This window comes from Ornithinimicrobium cavernae, assembly GCF_003121625.1.
Lineage (GTDB): Bacteria > Actinomycetota > Actinomycetes > Actinomycetales > Dermatophilaceae > Ornithinicoccus > Ornithinicoccus cavernae.
Window position 1 is genome coordinate 60,035 of the sequence record NZ_QDDJ01000018.1, and the last position, 19,138, is coordinate 79,172.

General features: G+C 71.0%; 18 protein-coding genes. 3 read left to right on the forward strand and 15 right to left on the reverse strand.

The features are described from left to right. Window positions 1-84: 84 nt before the first annotated feature. Entirely contained in the window at window positions 85-1,812 is a 1,728-nt protein-coding gene (locus DA085_RS18445) for a glycoside hydrolase family 13 protein (RefSeq protein ID WP_109474457.1), read from the forward strand. A gap of 421 nt (window positions 1,813-2,233) precedes the next feature. On the opposite strand, the gene DA085_RS18450 is transcribed toward DA085_RS18445, so the two are convergent. Then, complete coding sequence (locus tag DA085_RS18450; protein WP_109474458.1) at window positions 2,234-3,538, reverse strand: hemolysin family protein; 1,305 nt, start codon at window positions 3,536-3,538, stop codon at window positions 2,234-2,236. A 79-nt stretch (window positions 3,539-3,617) separates the two neighbouring features. Between DA085_RS18450 and DA085_RS18455 the strand changes: the two genes are divergently transcribed. Continuing rightward, complete coding sequence (locus tag DA085_RS18455) at window positions 3,618-4,211, forward strand: ArsR/SmtB family transcription factor (RefSeq protein ID WP_109474459.1); 594 nt, start codon at window positions 3,618-3,620, stop codon at window positions 4,209-4,211. Window positions 4,212-4,228: 17 nt separating this feature from the next. Here the strand turns inward: DA085_RS18455 and DA085_RS18460 are convergent, their stop codons facing one another. Beyond that, complete coding sequence (locus tag DA085_RS18460) at window positions 4,229-4,891, reverse strand: DUF8185 domain-containing protein (RefSeq protein WP_109474460.1); 663 nt, start codon at window positions 4,889-4,891, stop codon at window positions 4,229-4,231. Beyond that, the gene (locus DA085_RS18465) at window positions 4,881-5,360 is read right to left on the reverse strand and encodes an acyl-CoA thioesterase (protein ID WP_109474461.1); all 480 of its coding nucleotides are present in this window, start codon (window positions 5,358-5,360) and stop codon (window positions 4,881-4,883) included. Before DA085_RS18465 ends, DA085_RS18460 begins: the two co-directional genes overlap by 11 nt. Before the next feature lie 44 nt (window positions 5,361-5,404). On the opposite strand from DA085_RS18465, the gene DA085_RS18470 reads away from it, so the two are divergent. Next, window positions 5,405-6,340, forward strand: a complete 936-nt coding sequence (locus DA085_RS18470; RefSeq protein ID WP_237565605.1) for an acyl-CoA thioesterase — start codon at window positions 5,405-5,407, stop codon at window positions 6,338-6,340. Here the strand turns inward: DA085_RS18470 and DA085_RS18475 are convergent. The 12 genes from DA085_RS18475 to DA085_RS18530 all read right to left on the reverse strand — a co-directional run bounded on the left by DA085_RS18475 (window position 6,330) and on the right by DA085_RS18530 (window position 19,077). Then, window positions 6,330-7,226 carry an LLM class F420-dependent oxidoreductase gene (locus DA085_RS18475; RefSeq protein WP_109474462.1) on the reverse strand — a complete coding sequence of 299 codons (897 nt, stop codon included), beginning with the start codon at window positions 7,224-7,226 and terminating at the stop codon, window positions 6,330-6,332. The genes DA085_RS18470 and DA085_RS18475 overlap by 11 nt on opposite strands. A gap of 45 nt (window positions 7,227-7,271) precedes the next feature. Next, the gene (locus DA085_RS18480) at window positions 7,272-7,697 is read right to left on the reverse strand and encodes an ATP-binding protein (RefSeq protein ID WP_109474463.1); all 426 of its coding nucleotides are present in this window, start codon (window positions 7,695-7,697) and stop codon (window positions 7,272-7,274) included. Continuing rightward, window positions 7,687-8,019, reverse strand: coding sequence for an STAS domain-containing protein (locus tag DA085_RS18485; RefSeq protein ID WP_109474464.1), 333 nt, complete (start codon window positions 8,017-8,019; stop codon window positions 7,687-7,689). The genes DA085_RS18480 and DA085_RS18485 overlap by 11 nt, the downstream gene beginning before the upstream one ends. Continuing rightward, window positions 8,019-9,998, reverse strand: a complete 1,980-nt coding sequence (locus DA085_RS18490) for a glycosyltransferase family 2 protein (protein WP_237565606.1) — start codon at window positions 9,996-9,998, stop codon at window positions 8,019-8,021. Before DA085_RS18490 ends, DA085_RS18485 begins: the two co-directional genes overlap by 1 nt. Window positions 9,999-10,054: 56 nt before the next feature. Further along, window positions 10,055-10,972 carry a SpoIIE family protein phosphatase gene (locus DA085_RS18495; protein ID WP_109474465.1) on the reverse strand — a complete coding sequence of 306 codons (918 nt, stop codon included), beginning with the start codon at window positions 10,970-10,972 and terminating at the stop codon, window positions 10,055-10,057. Between the two features lie 349 nt (window positions 10,973-11,321). After that, window positions 11,322-12,041, reverse strand: coding sequence for a VOC family protein (locus DA085_RS18500; protein ID WP_109474466.1), 720 nt, complete (start codon window positions 12,039-12,041; stop codon window positions 11,322-11,324). Window positions 12,042-12,118: 77 nt separating this feature from the next. Beyond that, window positions 12,119-12,961, reverse strand: coding sequence for an LLM class flavin-dependent oxidoreductase (locus tag DA085_RS18505; protein ID WP_109474467.1), 843 nt, complete (start codon window positions 12,959-12,961; stop codon window positions 12,119-12,121). Between the two features lie 13 nt (window positions 12,962-12,974). Next, entirely contained in the window at window positions 12,975-14,024 is a 1,050-nt protein-coding gene (locus DA085_RS18510; protein WP_109474468.1) for a pseudouridine synthase, read from the reverse strand. A gap of 11 nt (window positions 14,025-14,035) precedes the next feature. Continuing rightward, window positions 14,036-15,718 (reverse strand): energy-dependent translational throttle protein EttA, encoded by a 1,683-nt coding sequence (gene ettA / locus DA085_RS18515; protein WP_109474469.1) that lies wholly within the window; start codon window positions 15,716-15,718, stop codon window positions 14,036-14,038. A 52-nt stretch (window positions 15,719-15,770) separates the two neighbouring features. Beyond that, window positions 15,771-16,697 carry a carbohydrate ABC transporter permease gene (locus DA085_RS18520; protein WP_109474470.1) on the reverse strand — a complete coding sequence of 309 codons (927 nt, stop codon included), beginning with the start codon at window positions 16,695-16,697 and terminating at the stop codon, window positions 15,771-15,773. Beyond that, window positions 16,697-17,689 (reverse strand): carbohydrate ABC transporter permease, encoded by a 993-nt coding sequence (locus DA085_RS18525; RefSeq protein WP_109474471.1) that lies wholly within the window; start codon window positions 17,687-17,689, stop codon window positions 16,697-16,699. The genes DA085_RS18520 and DA085_RS18525 overlap by 1 nt, the downstream gene beginning before the upstream one ends. Further along, window positions 17,686-19,077: an extracellular solute-binding protein gene (locus DA085_RS18530; protein ID WP_109474472.1), complete on the reverse strand. Its 1,392-nt coding sequence runs from the start codon at window positions 19,075-19,077 to the stop codon at window positions 17,686-17,688. The genes DA085_RS18525 and DA085_RS18530 overlap by 4 nt, the downstream gene beginning before the upstream one ends. Window positions 19,078-19,138: the final 61 nt, after the last annotated feature.

Genomic DNA, 19,138 nt, shown 5'->3' on the forward strand with positions numbered 1-19,138 from the left:
CTCGGGCGGGCCAGGCACCACCGGTGAGGGTCACCCGGGCAGAGATTTCGCCGAGTGGTCCCGGGTCGCCCACAATGGTGACCCGTGACCATCTCCACGCGCGCCCACCACCCGGCCGAGCCCCACGACGCCCCCTGGTGGCGTCACGCGGTGATCTACCAGATCTATCCCCGGTCGTGGGCCGACGGCAACGGGGACGGTGTCGGTGACCTGGCCGGCATCACCGCCCGGCTGCCCTACCTGGCCGACCTCGGCGTCGACGCGATCTGGGTGTCACCGTTCTACGTCTCGCCGATGAACGACGCCGGCTACGACGTGGCGGACTACCGCGACATCGACCCCGTCTTCGGCACCCTCGATGACGCGGACGCGCTCATCGACCAGGCGCACGACCTCGGCATCCGGGTCATTGTCGACCTGGTGCCCAACCACACCTCGAGCGAGCACGCGTGGTTCCAGCAGGCGCTGGCCGCGGCACCGGGCTCGGCGGAGCGGGCGCGCTACATGTTCGCGGAGGGCAAGGGGGCCGACGGCTCCGAGCCGCCGAACAACTGGCAGTCCGTGTTCGGCGGGCCGGCCTGGACCCGGCTCGAGGAGGCGGACGGCACCCCGGGGCAGTGGTACCTGCACCTGTTCGACCCGACCCAGCCGGACCTGAACTGGGAGAACCCGGAGGTCCGGGAGATGTTCCTGGACGTGCTGCGGTTCTGGCTGGACCGCGGCGTCGACGGCTTCCGCGTCGACGTCGCCCACGGGCTGGTCAAGGCCGAGGGCCTGCCGGACTGGCACGAGCGCACCGGCATGCTGGGCAGCCACGAGGAGGAGCACGCCACCGAGGGCGAGGAGCCGGAGCGGGCCCCGATGTGGGACCAGGACGCCGTCCACGAGATCTACCGCGAGTGGCGCAAGCTGCTCGACAGCTACAACCCCGCGGGCGACCCGGCCCGCGACCGCATCCTGTGCGCCGAGGCCTGGGTGGACTCGGTCGAGCGCGCCGTCGCCTACACCCGTCCCGACGAGATGCACCAGGCGTTCAACTTCGGGTTCCTGGAGTGCCCGTGGCGGGCCGCGGACCTGCGCGAGGTGATCACCGACTCCCTCGACGCGGCCGAGCTGGTGAGCGCACCCAGCACGTGGGTGCTGTCCAACCACGACGTCGTGCGCCACGCCAGCAGGCTGGGGCTGAAGGTGGGGTCCCAGCGTCCCAACGGCATCGGAGTCGGCGACGTGCAGCCCAACGCTGCCCTCGGTGCCCGCCGCGCCCGCGCGGCGACCGCGCTGATGCTGGCCCTGCCGGGATCGGCCTACGTCTACCAGGGCGAGGAGCTCGGCCTGCCCGACCACACCGCCCTGCCGGACCACGTGCGCCAGGACCCGACCTGGGAGCGTTCGGGCCACGCGGAGCGCGGCCGGGACGGGTGCCGGGTGCCGATGCCCTGGGAGGCCGGCCGTCCGTCATACGGCTTCGGACCGAGCGGACAGACCTGGCTGCCGCAGCCGGAGATCTACGGCGCCCTCGCCGTCGACCGCCAGGTCGGCGTGGACGGCTCGTCGCTGGAGCTCTACCGCACGCTCCTGGCGGCCCGCCGTGAGCTGGACCTCGGCGTCGGCGAGCTGTCGTGGGAGGACGGCCTGGGCGAGGACGTCGTCTCGTTCCGCACCACCGACCGGGACGGCTCGGGCGTGCGGGTGATCACCAACCTCAGAGCGGAGCCGCTGCCCCTGCCCGAGGGCGCCGAGCCCCTCCTCAGCAGCGCCGCCCTCACCGACGGGACGGTTCCCACGGACACGACCGTCTGGCTCCGCGTCTGAGCCGACGCGGGCGGGCCATCTGCCGTCGGGCCCGCCCACGGCTCTGCACAAGTCGTCGCATACGCCACCTTCTGCAGAACGCACCACCGCACCAGCGCCCACGGCTCTGCACAAGACGTCGCATACGCCACCTTCTGCAGAACGCACCACCGCACCAGCGCCCACGGCTCTGCACAAGACGTCGCATACGCCACCTTCTGCAGAACGCACCACCGCACCAGCGCCCACGGCTCTGCACAAGACGTCGCATACGCCACCTTCTGCAGAACGCACCACCGCACCAGCGCCCACGGCTCTGCAGAAGACGTCGCATACGCCACCTTTTGCAGAGCCGCAGCGAGCGGGGTGGACGGGCGCGCAGGGGCCGGGGCGGGCGGGCACCCGGCTCGGGCGCCTGCTCGGGTGAAGCGTGGTCCGGTGCTCAGCCGGCGTCGGGCTCGCCCACGACGGTCACCCGCACCCGGTCGATCCGCATGCCCTCCATGCCGAGCACCTCGAGGCGCAGGCCGAAGCACTCGACGGTGTCCCCTGCGGTCGCCAGCCTGCCGAGCTGCTCCAGCACGAGGCCAGCCACGGTGTCGTAGTTGTCCCCCTGCAGCTCCACCTGGGTGAGGTCCTCGAACTCCTCGACGTTGAGGCTGCCGTCGACGACCAGCGACTCGCCGTGGCTGAGCGTGGCGTCCTCGGGGTCGGTGACGGCGTCGTACTCGTCGTAGATCTCCCCGACCACCTCCTCGACGAGGTCCTCCATGGTGACGATGCCGTCGGTGCCGCCGTACTCGTCGACGACCAGGGCGATCTGCTGCTTCTCCGCGCGCAGCCGGGTCATCGCCGGCAGCACGTGCAGGCTCCCCGGGAGGGGCACGATCGGCCGGGTGATGTCGGCGATCCGGCGCGTGGACCACTCCCCCAGCGGCACGGCGAGGACGTCCCGGATGTGCACGAACCCGAGCACGTCGTCGACCGAGCGGCCGGTCACGGGGAACCGCGAGTGGGTCGAGGAGACCATCAGCCCGTGGGCCTCCTGGACGGTCTGGTCGCCGGCGAGGAACTCCACGTCGGGGCGCGGGCGCATGACGCGGTCGAGGTTGCGGTCGTGCACGCGAAAGACATCGGTGAGGATGCGGCGGCTGTAGGGACGCAGCCCCTGGTGGCCCTCGATGATCTCGCGGACCTCGTCAGTGGTCATCTCCTCGGCCTTGGCGTTCGGGTCGCCGCCGACGAGCCGGACGACGAGGTTGGTCGAGGCCGACAGCAGCCAGATGACCGGCCGCACCAGCTTGGCGAAGAGGTTGAGCGGCGGGCCCAGCACCTTCGTGAACGCCACCGCCTGCTGCATGGCGAGCCGCTTGGGCACCAGCTCGCCGAGCACCAGGGACAGGTAGGCGATGACGAGCGTCATCACGACCAGCGCAACGGTGTCGGCGAGCCCGTCGGGCAGGCCCCAGCCGGTCAGCACCGGCACCAGGTCCGGCGCGATCGTCGACCCGCCGTAGGCCGAGGAGAAGAACCCGGCGACCGTCACGCCGATCTGCACGGCGGACAGGAACTGGTTGGGGTTGCGCACCAGGGCACCGATCCGCTCGCCCCGTGCTCCGCTCGCCTCGATCTTGCGGACCTGTCCGTCCCGCAATGAGACGATCGCCATCTCCGTGCCGGCGAAGACACCGCCGATGAGCACGAAGACCAGGACCAGACCGAGGTTCACCAGAGTTTGTGAGTCCACGGCACGACGCTACCTGCCCGCGGGCACACCGGCGATTGAGACAAGCCAATCACGCTTTTGCGTGCCTACACTGAGGCCCATGACCGGCGAGAACGCCCAGATAACCGCCCCGGAGACCGCGGGAGAAGGCGGGCCCAGCGGCCCCCCTCCCAGCGTCGCGGAGCACTTCGAGCGCCGGGCCGCGACCGACACCGAGGCGCGGGCCCTGGCCTCCAGCCTGCGGCTCCGGATCCTCCGTCTCACCCTGGACGAGGCGCTGACCAACAAGGAGATCGCGGAGGCGCTGGACCGCAATCCCGCCTCCGTGCTGCACCACGTGCGCACGCTGGTCGAGACCGGTTTCCTGCGGGCCGAGCCGGTCCGCCGGGGTGAGCGCGGCGCGCGGGAGATCCCCTACCGGGCGACCGGCAAGTCCTGGTACCTCGACGCGCCCGGCGTCATGACCGGCCCGATCGTGGAGGCGTTCGTCTCCGAGATCGCCAGCGTGCCACCCGAGCAGCGCGAGCTGGCGCGGCTCCGCATCAACGGCGGCGACGTCGAGGAGTTCCAGAAGCGGCTCTACGAGCTGGTCAACGACTTCCACAACCGGCCGCGCGACCCGCAGACGCCGCCGCACTCGGTGTTCATCGCGATGCACCCGGACACGTCCACTCCCCGCCGCGGCGGTCAGTAGCCGGGACCGGGCCCCGGTCAGCGGGTGAGGATGTGGCCGACCGGGGTGCTGGCCCGGAGCCAGGGACCGGCGCGGAAGACGCTCACCTCTCCCCCGGGTCGGGCGAACCCCAGGCCGTATGCCGCGAGGCCGGCTCCCGCGGTCAGGGTCCCGTCCCCGACCGGTCGGCCCCAGACCCGCTCGCGCAGCGCCGCCACGGCATGGCCGCCCGACCCCTCGGGCGCGCCCTGGGCGATCTCGGCGATGCCCGCCCGAGCGGCCTCCAGGAGGTCGTCGGCCGGGATGACCCCGACCTGCTCCCACCCCGACCGGGCCGGGGTGAGCGCCGTCCACTGCTCGGTCGTCGTCATCGGTGGCACCGGCAGGACCGTCCCCACGTCTCCGGAGCTGCCGCGGCGGGCCAGCCGGTCGCTCACGGCCGCCAGGGGCACCGTGACGTCCAGGGCGGTGGCGCCCCGGAGCGCGGCCAGGGGCATGGTGCGCAGGCCGAGCACGACACCCTGACCGACGAGCCCGCGCCCGGGCAGGACGCACACCCACGCGGCCAGGACGGTGCCGCTGACCTGCAGCCGCACGGCCCCCTCCTCCATCAGGGTCCGGGCGCGACCGACGAAGATGCCGAGGTCCTGGAGGCTCTCGACGTCCGGGAACTCCAGGGCGACGCCGCGGTCAGTGCTCATGACGCCGCTCCTTGTGGCTGCGCAGCAGCAGGGGCTCACCGAGGACCGTCTCGATGGCCGCGCGCTCGTGGTCGGCGAGGCGACGCGGGCGCGCCGCCGTCAGGTCATAGGTGACCAGGGTCGACTCGGCCTGCGCGAAGGTGAGGTCCGTGCCGCCCTGCCGCACGACATACGCGATGTCGAAGCTGGCGCCGCTGATGCGGGAGCACCACAGCGTGACCAGCGCCGGCTGGTAGTTGAACGTCATGGGTGCCAGGTAGTCGATCTCGGAGCGCGCGACCAGCACCCCGTCCTCGAGCAGCGAACGCTCCTGGCCGAACCACTGGTTGAAGGCGTAGACGCGGGCCTCCTCCAGGTAACGGAGGTACTGCACATTGTTGACGTGGCCATAGGCATCCATGTCGGACCACCGGACCGGCACCTCGACGGTGGCGGCGGTGGGCGGCACGGAGGGAGCGGGACGGGGCATGCGCCCATCCTCTCAGGGGGCCTCCGGTCGACTACAGTGCCCGCGTGAGCACCACACCGGAAGACCAGCTGACCGACCTGCTCAACGTGCTCGACCTGACCTTCGAGGGCAAGACCCGCGTGCGGGTGGCCTCGGTCGAGGGTGTCGACGAGGACCTGCGCGACAGCGAGGGCGAGGTCTTCGCCGGACGCAGCCAGCCGATGCCGCACGGCCGCGTCTTCGGCGGCCAGGTCCTGGCCCAGTGCGTCGTGGCCGCCGGGCGGACCGTCGGCGACGAGGACGGTGGCGGGGCCCGCCACATCCACTCGCTGCACGGCTACTTCCTGCGGCCCGGCGACGCGAACCGCCCCATCCGGTTCCTGGTCGACCGGATGCGCGACGGCGGGTCGTTCTCCGCACGGCGGGTGCACGCGGTGCAGGACGGCCGGATCCTGCTGTCGATGATCACCTCCTTCCAGGAGGTCTCCGAGGGGCTGGACCACCAGATCCCCATGCCGGACGTCCCGCGGCCCGAGGAGCTCCCCCCGGATGCGCAGGCCCTGGCCCAGATCGACCACCCGCTGGCCCGGCACGCCGCGGCCCGGGCCGTCGAGCTGCGGCACGTCGACCCGCAGCTCTACCCCGGCAGCGAGGTGGAGCCCCGCGAGCGCCAGTCGGTGTGGATGAGACTGCCCGGTGACGTGCCCGACGACCCGCACCTGCACGCTGCCGTGCTCGCCTACGCCTCGGACTACAGCCTGCTCGAGCCGGTGCTGCGCCGGCACGGCGTGATGTGGGGCGACCCACGGTTGCGGATCGCCAGCCTGGACCACGGGATGTGGTTCCACCGCCCGGCCCGGGTCGACGAGTGGGTCCTCTACACCCAGCTGTCCCCGTCGGCGCAGGGTGGGCGCGGCCTGGGCATGGGGCACATGTTCGCCGAGGACGGCACGCTGCTGGCCACGGTGGGCCAGGAGGGCATGGTCCGGCTCAAGAGCTGACCTGGTCCACCAGCTCAGCCACCAGCTCGTAGGCCCCGGGGTCGGTGTCGTTCGCCATCCCCAGGATGACGGTGTCGGTCCCGATGGAAGCCAGCTCGCCCAGCTTGTCCACTGCCTGCGCCACGCTCACTGAGGTCTCGCCCGAGGCCATCGTCTCGCCGCCGGAGCGGGTCAGGGAGAGCCGCGACAGCACCGTGTGCTCGATCTGGGCGGGGTCGCGTCCGAGGTCGGCGCAGTGCCGGGCGAGCACGTCGTACTTGCCGCGGATCCGGTCCGGGCCCATGTCGAAGATGTTGCACGCATCGGCGTACTGCGCGACCAGCCGCAGGGTCTTGCGCTCCCCACCGCCGCCGATCAGCACCGGCGGCCGGCGCACCGGCGGCGGGGAGCACAGCGGACGCTCCAGGTGGTAGTACGTGCCGGCATACTCCGACTCGTCGCCGTCCCACATCCGCGCGAGGATCTGCAGGGTCTCCTCGAGCCGCGCGAAGCGCTCGGCCACCGGCGGGTAGGGCACCCCGAGGGCGCGGTGCTCCCCCTCGAACCACGCCGCGCCGATGCCCAGCAGCGCGCGCCCGCCGGACAGGACATCGAGGGTGGTCACCGTCTTGGCGAGTATGCCGGGGTGCCGGTAGGTCACGCCGGTCACCATCGCGCCCAGCTCGATGCGCGAGGTCACCCCGGCAGCAAACCCGAGCGTCGTGTAGGCCTCCAGCATCTCCGCCTCCGGCGGACCGATCGTCCCGATCTGGAAGAAGTGGTCCATCACCCAGAGGCTGGACAGCCCGGCGCCCTCGGCGTCGCGGGCGATCCGGGCGAAGGTCGGCCCGATCGACTGTGGCGCGTCCGGCCACGACCAGTAGGACATCTGCAGCCCGAGTCTCATCGCACCAGTCTGGGCGATCGGCGGCCTCCGCGCGCGGCCGGCGTCTCAGCCCCCGCCGGGCTCCCGCTGCAGCCGCAGCCGCCAGGTGTTGCCGGGCGCCGCGCCCTCGGTGGGCTGGTGCACGAGCTCGTCGACGACGGCGCCGGCCAGCGGCAGGCCACGACCCGACTCGGCCCACGTCTCGGGCATCTCCTCCCCCGGCTCCGGGGCGAGGTCGTGCGCTGTGTCGGTGAGCACCGCGATGAGCTGCTCGGGCTCGACAGAGACACGCACTGTGTAGGCCACCTCGCCCGGGGGACGGCCGTGCTCGACGATGTTGCCCACCAGCTCGATCAGCGCCGTCTCCAGGCGCATGAGCTCGGTCGCCCCGATATCGGGATGCGCCGCGCCCACCTCGGAGAGGAGATCGTGCACCTCGTCGAGGGCCGCCGGCAGGGCCAGCCCAGAGCGCAGGTGCTGGTCACCAGCCATCGCAGGCCTCCTCGACCGAGTCGTGGGGCCGCAGCACACGGTCCAGGTTGGTGAGGTTGAGGACGGTGAGCACCTGGGTGCCGGCGCCCGCGATGCGGAGGTCTCCGCCGGCCTGGCGGGCCCGCTTCAGGCCTGCGATGAGCGCGCCCAGCCCGGAGGAGTCGATGAACTCCGTCGCGCTCAGGTCGAGCACCAGGCGGGTCGTGCCACCGGTAATGCGGGCCTCGATCGCCTCGCGGAACGGCCGTGCGGTGGTCATGGTCAGCCGGCCCTCGCACTGCAGGACCGTGACCTCACCGTGGGCGCTGTCAGTGATCTGCATCAGTCGACACTCTCCTTGTCGGGTTCGGGGGCACGGTACCGTGCCGCCTCGAAGATCACGCTGATGACGACCAGGTCGTAGGCGACCCAGCCGATGTTGACCAGGGTGCCGGTGATGCTGTCGGCAGCCCCCGTCCACAGTCGCACGACACCGATGACGCAGGCGACGACGAGGAGCACGCTCGCGACCAGCTGGGGCAGCACCAGGCGCCAGGGAAACCCGGGCTCCGTGGCCTGCCGGGTCTTCGGGGTGACGACGAAGCCCAGCGGCCGACCGAGGAAGACGTTGGCGGCGGCGGTCCAGCAGGCACGGATCCAGAGCGGGAACAGGGCGAGACTGTACTGGTGCCCCCGCCAGGTGCGCACGCCGTAGCCCACCACGAGGAAGAGCAGCTGGTTGATGACGATGTAGGGCACGAACCGCTGCACGAACTCCCAACCGTAGGCGTTCACGGGCAGCACCCCGAAACAGAGGTAGAGGACCGGGGCGGCGATGAACACCAGGGCGGCGAACCCGGACAGGTAGCTCCACATGGTCGCGAGGTACATCAACCGCTGCCCGGCCGACAGGCCGCGCTGCACGAGCGGGTTCTCGCGGAGGAAGACCTGCATGGTGCCCTGCGCCCAGCGCAGCCGCTGCTGCAGCATGGTGCGCAGGTCCTCCGGCGCCAGGCCGTGGGCGAGGACCTCGTGGTGGTAGACCGAGCGCCAGCCCAGGCCGTGCAACCGCATCGCCGTGGCCATGTCCTCGGTCACGGAGATGGTGGCCAGCGGCATCATCGGCTGGGCCTCCTCGTCGCGGTCCACGTCGACGGCGCGCAGCAGGGTGGTCACCGACTGCAGTGCCCCCAGCGGGGAGAAGTCACGCGCAGCGAGGCGGTCCATCGCGTCGTCGTCCACGACCGGGAGCCCGAGCTCCTCGTCCAGCGACACCGGTGGGGTCCCCTCCCCGGACAGCCCCTCCAGCTCCTGCAGGTCGGAGCGGATCTGCTCCAGGTCGTGCTCGACGATGCTGCGCGACCCCTGGTGCACCACCTGTCGGAAGTCGTAGGTGATGTCCGCCAGCGGCTCACCGCTGCGCAGCCGGCGCTGCGCGACGGGGACGGCTGCCGCGACGTCGTCGAGGGCCCGCACGGCGACGGGTCCGTGGTCGGCCGCGCGACGCCGGGCACGGGCGATGACCCTGCGGGACGCACGCAGCGAGTCGTCGACCGCCTCCCGGACGCTGCGGACGTAGCCGACGATGCCCAGCTGCATCAGCGCCTCTCGTCGCAGCACCGCGTTGGACCCGCAGAAGAAGGCGGCGTTCCACCCGTCCTTGCCCTGCTGGATGGGGCCGTAGAACAGGGGTGCCTGGCTGCCCAGCGGGTCCGAGTCGGTCACGTTGGTGAACCACTGCGGCGTCTGGACAAGCGCGACCTCCGGGTCCTGGAAGTAGCCCAGGGTGCGCTCGAGGATAAGGGGGTCGGGCACCTGGTCGGCGTCCAGCACGAGCAGGAACTCCCCGTCGGTCTCGAACAGGGTGTTGTTGAGGTTGCCGGCCTTGGCGTGCCGGGGGCGGTCGGACCAGTCGTCGCTGCGCCGCAGGTAGCCCACGCCGAGGTCCTCTGCCGCGGCCTGCATCTCCGGACGGTTGCCGTCGTCCAGGATCCAGGTGGTGTGCGGGTGCCGGATCCGTTGTGCCTCGGCAGCGGTGCGGGCCACCATCTCGACCGGCTCGTTGTAGGTCGTGATCAGCACGTCGACCGTCGCATCGGCAGCCGGCGCGGGCGGGTCGGGCCGGCGCCGGGCGCGCCACATGGTGATGCCGAACAGGAAGCCGTCGGTGAGCGCGTAGGTCTCGGCGAGGACGAGGGGCAGGGCGATCCACCAGTTGGCCCAGTTGATCGAGAACATCCAGCGCCATCCGACGTACCAGAGGCCGGTCCCGAGGGTGAGGACGACCAGCAGTCTGACCAGCGCAAGGCGCCGGAGGCTCAACGGGTCCTCCGGATGGCGACGACACTGACGTCGTCCCTGGGCACGCGGCTCACGGCCTAGTCGATGAAGTCGTCGACCAGCCCGGAGGCGCTGGTGGCCTTGGCCGTGACCTCGGCCGCGGCGCCGATCGAGTCCCACGGGTCGTCGAAGAAGTCCATGAAGCCGTCGCTGACGGCGATGAGGGTCTCCCCGGGCTCGAGCACGCCCTCCTGGGTGTGCCACGCGTGCCCGAGGTCGATGCCGAAGGGCGGGTACTCACCGATCAGCCGGCGGGCCTCCCCCGAGGCGTCGATGATGATCGCCAGACCGTGGCCTGCGTCGATGTACTCCAACCGGCCGGTGCGGTAGTCCAGACTGACGAGGAAGGCCGTGACGAACGTGCCGGGGTCCTCGAAGTCGTCCGCGATGCTCGCGGCCGCCTTCGTCACCGCGACGTCCAGCGGGTTGAACCTGGTCGCGACCCGCAGCGTGGCTCGCACACTGGCGGCCAGGATCGCCGCGCTCAGTCCCTTGCCCATCACGTCCGCGATGACGAGCTGCAGGTGCCCGTCCGTGACGTGCCAGTCGAAGAAGTCACCGCCGACGACCCGGGCCTGGACACAGCGCCCGGCGACGTCGAACCCCGGCAGGTCCGGCGACGTCGCCGGCAGGAGTCTGCGCTGCACCTCCGCCGCCTGCCACAGCTCACGAGTCCTGGACAGCTCGACCTCGACGAGGTGCGCGAGGTCCCCGAGCAGCGCCACCTGCTCCTCGGAGAGCTCGCGTGGGGAGTCGTCGGCGATGCAGAGCGCACCGACCCGCTCCCCGTTGACGTCCAGCGGCTGGCCGGCGTAGAACCGGAGAACCCCGGCCCGAACCGCCGCCTTGTGACTGAAGCGCTCGTCGCCCCCGGGCATCCGGCACCACCAGCGGGTCCGGCGTCCGGATGGTGTGGTCGCACATGCTCTCCGAGCGCGGCACCTCCCGGGGAGCATCGTGCGCCGTGTGTGCCAGGCTCCACTGCCGGTCGGCGTCGATGAGGTTGATGCCGGCGTAGGAGACGCCGAAGATCTGTTGCGTCAGTCGCGTGATCCAGTCGAAGCGCTCCTCCACGGGTGCGTCCAGCACCCCCAGGGAGTGCAGCGTCTCGACCCGTCCGTTCTCCCCTGCGACACCCACGTCGCACACCTCCCTGACCTCCCTGACCCCGATGGGCGTCAGCCTACGGCACGGCAGCGAGTACGCACGGCGGACCGTGCGCGGCGCCGGCCGCGGAGGGTGCCCGTCACGGTCTCGCGGGACGGGCTCCGTGGCCACGAGGCCAGGCGCCGGACCCGGGACTGCTCACCGGTCGGCCAGCACGCAGAACTCGTTGCCCGACGTGTCCCGCATCACGACCCAGGGAAGGCCCTGGGCCCAGTCCTCGGTGGCCCGGCTCGCGCCCAGGGACAGTGCCAGGTCGACGAGCCCGGCCTGGTCGGGGCCGACGGCCTCGGGACGGACATCGAGGTGCGTGCGGTTCTGGCGGACCTTGGGCGCGGGCTCCACGCACAGCTCGAGCAACGGACCACGCAGGCTGGGGTGCCGCAGGGACACCGGCGCGAGCCCCTCGGAGGGCACCCAGCCCGTGAGAGCGGCATACAGGGCACCGTCGCGCTCGGGATCCGCGCTGTCCAGCGGCAGCGCAGCGATCGGCCCGGTGTCGCGGTAGACCTCGCGCTCCTCCATCACACAGAACGCGTTGCCGTCGGGGTCGGCCAGGACCACCCAGGGCACGTCACCCTGGCCGATGTCGACGTGGCGGGCACCCAGGCCGAGCAGTCGCTGCACGACGGCCTCCTGCTCGGCGCCGCCGAGGAGGTCCAGGTGCAGCCTCCAGCCCGGGGGTGGCGGGTGGGGCACCGGATCGATGCAGATGTCCAGGGAGAGCTCCTGCAGGTCCAGCCGACCCTCCCAGACCCCGTCGGCGCCCAGGCGCCCGTCGGTGAGCCCGAGCGCACCCGCCCAGAACTCGCCGGTGCGCTGCGGGTCACGCGCCTGCATGTTGATGTTCTCCAGAGCCATGGCTCTCACGCTAGACGCGCCTCAGTGGCGGCGCACCAGGGCACGCGCCTCAGTGGCGGCGCACCAGGGCACGCGCCTCAGCCGCGGCGCACCAGGTCACGCGCCTCCGCGAGGACGTCGACGAAGGCCACTACCCGGTCACCCGACGCCGGCGCGCTGTCCACCCCACCGGCAAAGGCAGCCACGCGGTGCACACCCGAGGTGCCCAGCACAAGGATCTGCTCGGCCAGCTGGGCGGGGCTGACGTCGTCGGCCGTGGGCAGGAACGCCACCACCTCCGGTGAGCCCTCTCGCCCCGCCTCCGCGCGGGCGGCGACCACGGTGCCGACGGCCTCGGCCACCCGGGACGGGTCGGTCCGGCCCCTCGGCGCGGCGTCGTCCAGGATCACACCGTCCGCGAGCGCGCCGGCGAGGGCCAGGGTCCTCGGCCCGCGACCGCCGACGAGCAGCGGCGGGACCACCGCGGGCGGGAAACGCAGCTGCACCCGGTCGAGCGTCACATAGCGGCCGCTGGTCGTGACCTCCTCGCCGCGGAGGAGCGGGCCGATGGCGCAGAGCTGCTCACGCAGCAGGGTGACCGGCGAGGCGACCGCGCCACCGATCTGGGTCATCCAGTCCTGGACCCCGTGCCCGAGGCCCGGGAGGAAGCGTCCGGGGAACATCGCGGCCAGCGTCGCGATCTCCATGGCGGTCAGCGAGGGCGCGCGCAGCGGCGTGGGCATGAGGCCGATGCCGACACGCATGGCGCTCGTGGCCGCAAGGATCGCGGCCGCCGGGGCGATCCCGCTGGCCGCGAAGCAGTCCTCCCACAGCCACAGCTCCTCCAGACCGGCCTCCTCCGCAGCGCGGGCCGCGCCGAGCATGCGGTCGGGCGGCTGGTCGGCCGGTTGGATGAGGGCGATGACGGGCTGCTGCTCCATGGGCGCCAGTCCATCACGGACCGACCAGCGGCGGGTTGCCGAGGTCGACACCCGACTCACGGGCGTCGGCTCCCGGCGCACCCCACGGGCCGACAGTCAGGGCGCGGCCGGTGACGAAGCGGCGCGGCTCGCCGCTGAGCGGGTCGGTGAACGCCAGCTCGGACGCCAGCAGCTGCAGCGGCCGCGAGAAGTCCCCACGGGCCACGTCAACGACAGCCGGATAGAGCGGGTCACCCACGATCGGGGCACCGAGTCCGGCCAGGTGCACCCGCAGCTGGTGCGTGCGTCCCGTCAGGGGTCGCAGGCGCACCAGCGCCAGGGCACCCGACCGATCCAGGAGCTCGATGCGGGTGACCGCGTTGGGCTCGCCCGGCACCTGGACGGCCTGCAGCCGACCCCTCGGCTTCTCGATCCGTGAGCGCACCTCGCCGGGCAGCTCGAGCGCCGGATCCAGGTGCACGACAGCGTGATAGACCTTCTCGACCTGCCGCTGCGCGAAGAGCTCCTGGTAGTCGCGGCGCACCCCCGGGTCGGTGGTCAGCAGCAGCAGGCCGGCGGTCAGCCGGTCCAGCCGGTGCGCCGGGGAGACCTGCTCCAGCCCGGGACGGCGGCGCAGCCGCACCACGATGGTCTGGGTGACATGGGCACCGCGCGGCATCGTCGCCAGGAACGGCGGCTTGTCCACGACGATGATGTGCCCGTCCCGGTGCACCACGCCCAGCTCACCGGGCACCTCGGGCTCGTCGGCGACGTCCCGGTGCAGATAGATCCACTCCCCTGCCCGGTATGCCGTGTGCTCGGTGACCACGGTCCCGTCACCCAGGAGGACCTCACCGCGGGAGAGCCGCCCGGCCACCTCGGCGGCACCGTTGGTCCGGTCCAGGAGGAACTCGGCGACGGTCCCCCAGGAGGTGCCGGTCGGCATACTGAACCGGGCCGGGGGCACCCCGTCGCGGTCCGGCAGCGGTGCCGGGCGGTGACCCCGCCGTGCCCGGACCGGCGCCGGACGACGGACCCGCGGGCCCCGCGCCGGCACGGGGCCGTCGGGAACCCGCGGGTCCATGTGGTGCTCGCTCAGTCGCGCGTGAGCTTGCGGTAGGTGACGCGGTGCGGGCGCGCCGCGTCGGCACCGAGCCGCTCGACCTTGTTCTCCTCGTAGGCGCCGAAGTTGCCCTCGAACCAGTACCAGGCCGACGGGTTCTCCTCGGTGCCCTCGTAGGCCAGGATGTGCGTCGCGACGCGGTCCAGGAACCACCGGTCGTGGCTGATGACCACGGCGCATCCGGGGAAGTCCAGCAGCGCGTTCTCCAGCGAGCCGAGCGTCTCCACGTCCAGGTCGTTGGTGGGCTCATCGAGCAGCAGCAGGTTGCCGCCCTCCTTGAGCGTCAGCGCCAGGTTGAGACGGTTGCGCTCACCACCGGACAGGACGCCGGCCTTCTTCTGCTGGTCCGGGCCCTTGAAGCCGAACTGGCTGACGTAGGCGCGGGACGGGATCTCCACGTTGCCGACCTGGATGTAGTCGTTGCCGTCCGAGACGACCTCCCACAGCGACTTGTTCGGGTCGATGCCGCCGCGCGACTGGTCGACGTAGGAGATCTTGACCGTCTCACCGATCTTGACGGTGCCCTCGTCCGGCTCCTCCAGCCCGACGACCGTCTTGAACAGGGTGGTCTTGCCGACACCGTTGGGGCCGATGACCCCGACGATGCCGTTGCGCGGCAGGGTGAAAGTCAGGTCGTCGATCAGGATGCGGTCGCCGAACCCCTTGCGCAGGCTGTCGACCTCGATGACCTGGGAGCCCAGGCGCGGACCCGGCGGGATCTGGATCTCCTCGAAGTCCAGCTTGCGGGTCTTGTCCGCCTCGGCGGCCATCTCCTCGTAACGGGCGAGGCGGGCCTTGCTCTTGGTCTGCTTGGCCTTGGCGTTGGAGCGGACCCACTCCAGCTCCTTCTCCAGGCGCTTGGCCAGCTTCTGGTCCTTCTTGCCCTGCACCTGGAGCCGCTCGCGCTTCTTCTCCAGGTAGGTGGAGTAGTTGCCCTCGTAGGGGTAGAGCCGGCCGCGGTCGACCTCGGCGATCCACTGGGCGACGTTGTCGAGGAAGTACCGGTCGTGGGTGACGGCCAGGACGGCGCCGGGGTAGTCCTTGAGGTGCTGCTCCAGCCACTGCACCGACTCGGCGTCGAGGTGGTTGGTGGGCTCGTCGAGCAGCAGCAGGTCGGGCTTGCTGAGGAGCAGCTTGCACAGCGCCACGCGACGGCGCTCACCACCGGACAGGACTGTGACGTCGGCGTCGCCGGGCGGGCAGCGCAGCGCGTCCATCGCCTGCTCGAGCTGGGCGTCCAGGTCCCAGGCGTCGGCGTGGTCGATCTCCTCCTGCAGCTGGCCCATCTCGGCCATCAGCGCGTCGAAGTCGGCGTCCGGGTTGGCCATCTCCTCGGAGATCGCGTTGTAGCGGTCGAGCTTGGCCTTGATCTCGCCCACGCCCTCCTCGACGTTGCCGAGAACGGTCTTCTCCTCGTTGAGCGGCGGCTCCTGCAGCAGGATGCCGACGGTGTAGCCGGGCGACAGCCGGGCCTCACCGTTGGAGGGCTGGTCCATGCCGGCCATGATCTTGAGGATCGTCGACTTGCCGGCCCCGTTGGGGCCCACCACGCCGATCTTGGCGCCCGGGTAGAAGGACATCGTGACGTCGTCGAGGATCAGCTTCTCGCCGACCGCCTTGCGGGCACGCGTCATGGTGTAGATGAATTCGGCCATGGTGCTCAGGCTAGCCCTCGCGGGGGGTCCCGCCCGAATCGGTGGGGCCCGCTCAGCCCTTCGTGCCGGTGGTGGCCACGCCCTCGATGAAGTAGCGCTGCCCGATGAAGAAGATGACGATCATCGGCACCGTGGCGATGACGCTCGCGGTGACCACGATCTCCCAGTGCCACTCGCCGCCGAAGCCGAACTGGTCGAGCATCGCCTTGAGCCCGCGCGGGATGGTGAAGGTGCTGGAGTCGCGGAGGTAGATCAGCGGGCGCATCAGGTCCGTCCACGCGGCCTGGAACTCGAACAGCAGGGTCACCACCAGGGCGGGTTTGACCAGGGGCAGCGCGATCCTGGTGAAGATCCGCCAGTTGCCCGCACCGTCGATCTGTGCGGCCTCGAAGGTCTCGCGCGGCAGGGTGAGGAAGAACTGACGCATCAGGAAGATGTAGAACGCCGACCCGAACAGGTTGCCGGCCCAGAGCGGGGTGAGGGTGCCGACCTGCCCGAGGGCGTCCCAGATGAGGAAGGTCGGGATCAGCGTGACGGCACCCGGCAGCATCATCGTGGCCAGCACCACCCCGAAGAGCACCTCGCGTCCGCGGAACCGGAAGTAGCTGAACCCCCAGGCGACCATCGCACTGGAGATGGTCACGGTCACCGCCGCCAGGACCGTCACGATCGCGGTGTTGAGCAGCCACAGCCCGATCGGCGCCTCCTGCCAGACGTCCAGGTAGTTCTGGAACGTGAACGTCTCGGGGATCAGCTTGTTGTCGAACACCTCCCCACGAGGTTTGAAGGACGCCGAGATGAGCCACACGAACGGGTAGATGAAGACGATCGTGAGGGCGCTCAGGGCCAGCAGGACGAGGACCCGGCCGAGCAGGCCCCGGGGTCGGCGCCGCCGGGCGGCCTCTGAGGGCCGCGACACGGCCAGCAGCTCCGGCTCGGGGAACGTGTCGCCGGTGGGGAGCGAGGTGGTGGTGGCCATCACTGCCTTCCCTCGTAGAAGACGAACCGCTGGGAGAACCACAGCTGGATGGCCGTGAAGATCATGATGATCACGAACAGCAGCCAGGCCATGGCGGAGGCGTAACCCATGTGCAGGAACTCGAAGCCCTGCTGGAACAGGTAGATCACGTAGAACAGGGCGGCGTCGTTGGAGTAGGTCGTGTTGCCGGACCCGAAGTAGGCGGTGTAGGCCTCGGTGAAGGTCTGGAAGTGGCCGATCGTGTTCACGATGACCAGGAAGAAGATCGTGCCGGAGATCATCGGGAGCGTCACGTGGACCGTGCGTTGGAGGAAGCCTGCGCCGTCCACCCGGGCCGACTCGTAGAGCTCGTTCGGCACGTTGCGCAGGGCGGCGAGCAGGATGATCGTGGAGGAGCCGATCGACCAGAGACTCAGCAGGATGAGTCCGGGCTTCACCCACGTGGGATCGGTGGTCCACGACGGTCCGTCGAAGCCGAACCAGCCGAGCACCTCGTTGACCAGGCCCTGCTCACCGTTGAACAGCAGCAGGAGCAGGATGCCCGCGGCGACCGGCGGGGTCATCTTGGGCAGGAAGAAGGCCGTGCGGAAGAACCCGGCGGACCGCCCCGCCTGGTTGAGCAGCAGGGCCAGGGCCAGCGAGACGAGGATGTGCAGCGGCACGCCGATGAACGTGTAGTAGGCGGTGTTCCACAGCGAGAGCCCGATCTTGGGGTCCTCGGCCAGCTGCCGGTAGTTGTCGAGGCCCACCCAGTTCGGGGCGTTGATGACGTCGTAGTCGGTGAACGACAGGTACGCGCTGTAGATCACCGGCCACAGGGTGAAGATGAGGAAGCCGAGGATCCAGGGGCTGATGAACAGCAGCGGCGCCAGGTTGCGGCGTCGCCGCGCACGGTCCTGCCCCGCCCGCCGTGGCGCACGTCCCCTCCCCGGCCGCCGCAGGGCGCGGTCCTGCGACGTCAGGGGTGCAGGGTGTGGTGCGGCGTGGCTCATCGTCCGCCGCTGTCGCCGTCCCAGCTGGCCCAGGCCTCATCGAGTGCGCCCTGCGCCTCCTCCTGTGCCTGGTCGAGCGCTTCCTGCGGCTCCTGCTGGCCGTTGAGCACCCGGTTGACGGCGTCCTGCCAGGCGGTCTTGAACTCGGCGTCGGCCGGGTTGGCCGGGAAGCTGAAGGCGCTGTCGTTGGCCTCGTAGACCGCCTCGATGGCGGAGGCCCACGGCTCAGGAGCGTCTGCCGGGATCATCTCCCGGATCTGCTCGTCCGCCTCGACGTTGCCGGTGAGCACGCCGGTGAACAGCTGACCGCTCTCCTCGCGCAGGTCCACGCGCGCCTGAGCCGCTGCGAGCCAGGTGTCCGTCGCGGTCATCACCTTCATGAACCGGCACGCCGCGGCGGCGGTGTCTGTGCCCGCGGGGATCGCCCAGGCGGATCCGGAGGCGTAGGCCACCGGCTCACCCTCCGGTGTCTGGACGGTGTCGAAGGCCATCGGCGCCTCCGGCGACACGTCGTTGAGGACGTTGACGTACCACTGCTCCATGGGCATCGCCCCCAGCGTGCTGCTGGCGAACTGGTTGCCCGAGCCGAAGAAGTCAGCTGAGTCGCGGATCCCCTTCACCGTGGCGAAACCGCCTTGGTCGTCGTAGATGCCGACCGCCCACTCCAGCGCCTCGACCACGGCCGGGTCGTTCAGCTGGGCCGTGCGGCCGTCCTCGGAGATGAGGTCCACCCCGTTGGCGTGCGCCCACAGCGGCAGGAACTCGGGAAGCTTGCTGTCGTAGCCGATGCCGCCGTCGGTCTGCTCCGCCAACGCGGTGCTCGCGCTCGTCACGGCCTCCCAGTCCGAGCCGTTGACGTCCTCGATGCCGACGCCGGCGGCGTCCAGCAGCTCCTGGTTGGCCATGGTGATCTGGATGGAGTTGAACTCCGGGATGCCCCACACCTGGTCGTTGAAGGTGACCTGGTTGAGGGCGGCCTCGCGGAAGGCCGAGGTGTCGATGCCCTCGCCCTCGATGCAGCTGTCCAGCGGGACGATCGCCCCCCGTGAGGCGAACGTGCCGATCTGGTCCCGGTTGGCGTAGACCAGGTCCGGCGGCTCGCCGGAGGCGACCGCCGACAGGAACTGCTGGATGTCGAGGTCACCCTCGACGAGGGTGAAGTCGACCTCCGGCAGCGCCTGCTGGGCGGCCTCGTAACGGGTGGTGGCGATCTCGTCCCCAGCGCCGAAGCCCATGATCTGGAGCGAGCCGGTGGGGGCGGCCTCGGGGTCGAAGGATGCGGTCTCCTCGTCACCCTCCTGGGTGGCGGTGCCCTCGGCGCAGGCGGTCAGTGCCAGGGCCAGGGCGATGGCGCCCGCCCCTGCACAGATGTCCCGGTGAATTCGCATGACAGCCTCCTAGACGCTTCTTTCTGGGAGCGTCGCACCGCTCCCGAGAAACGGCTCGCCG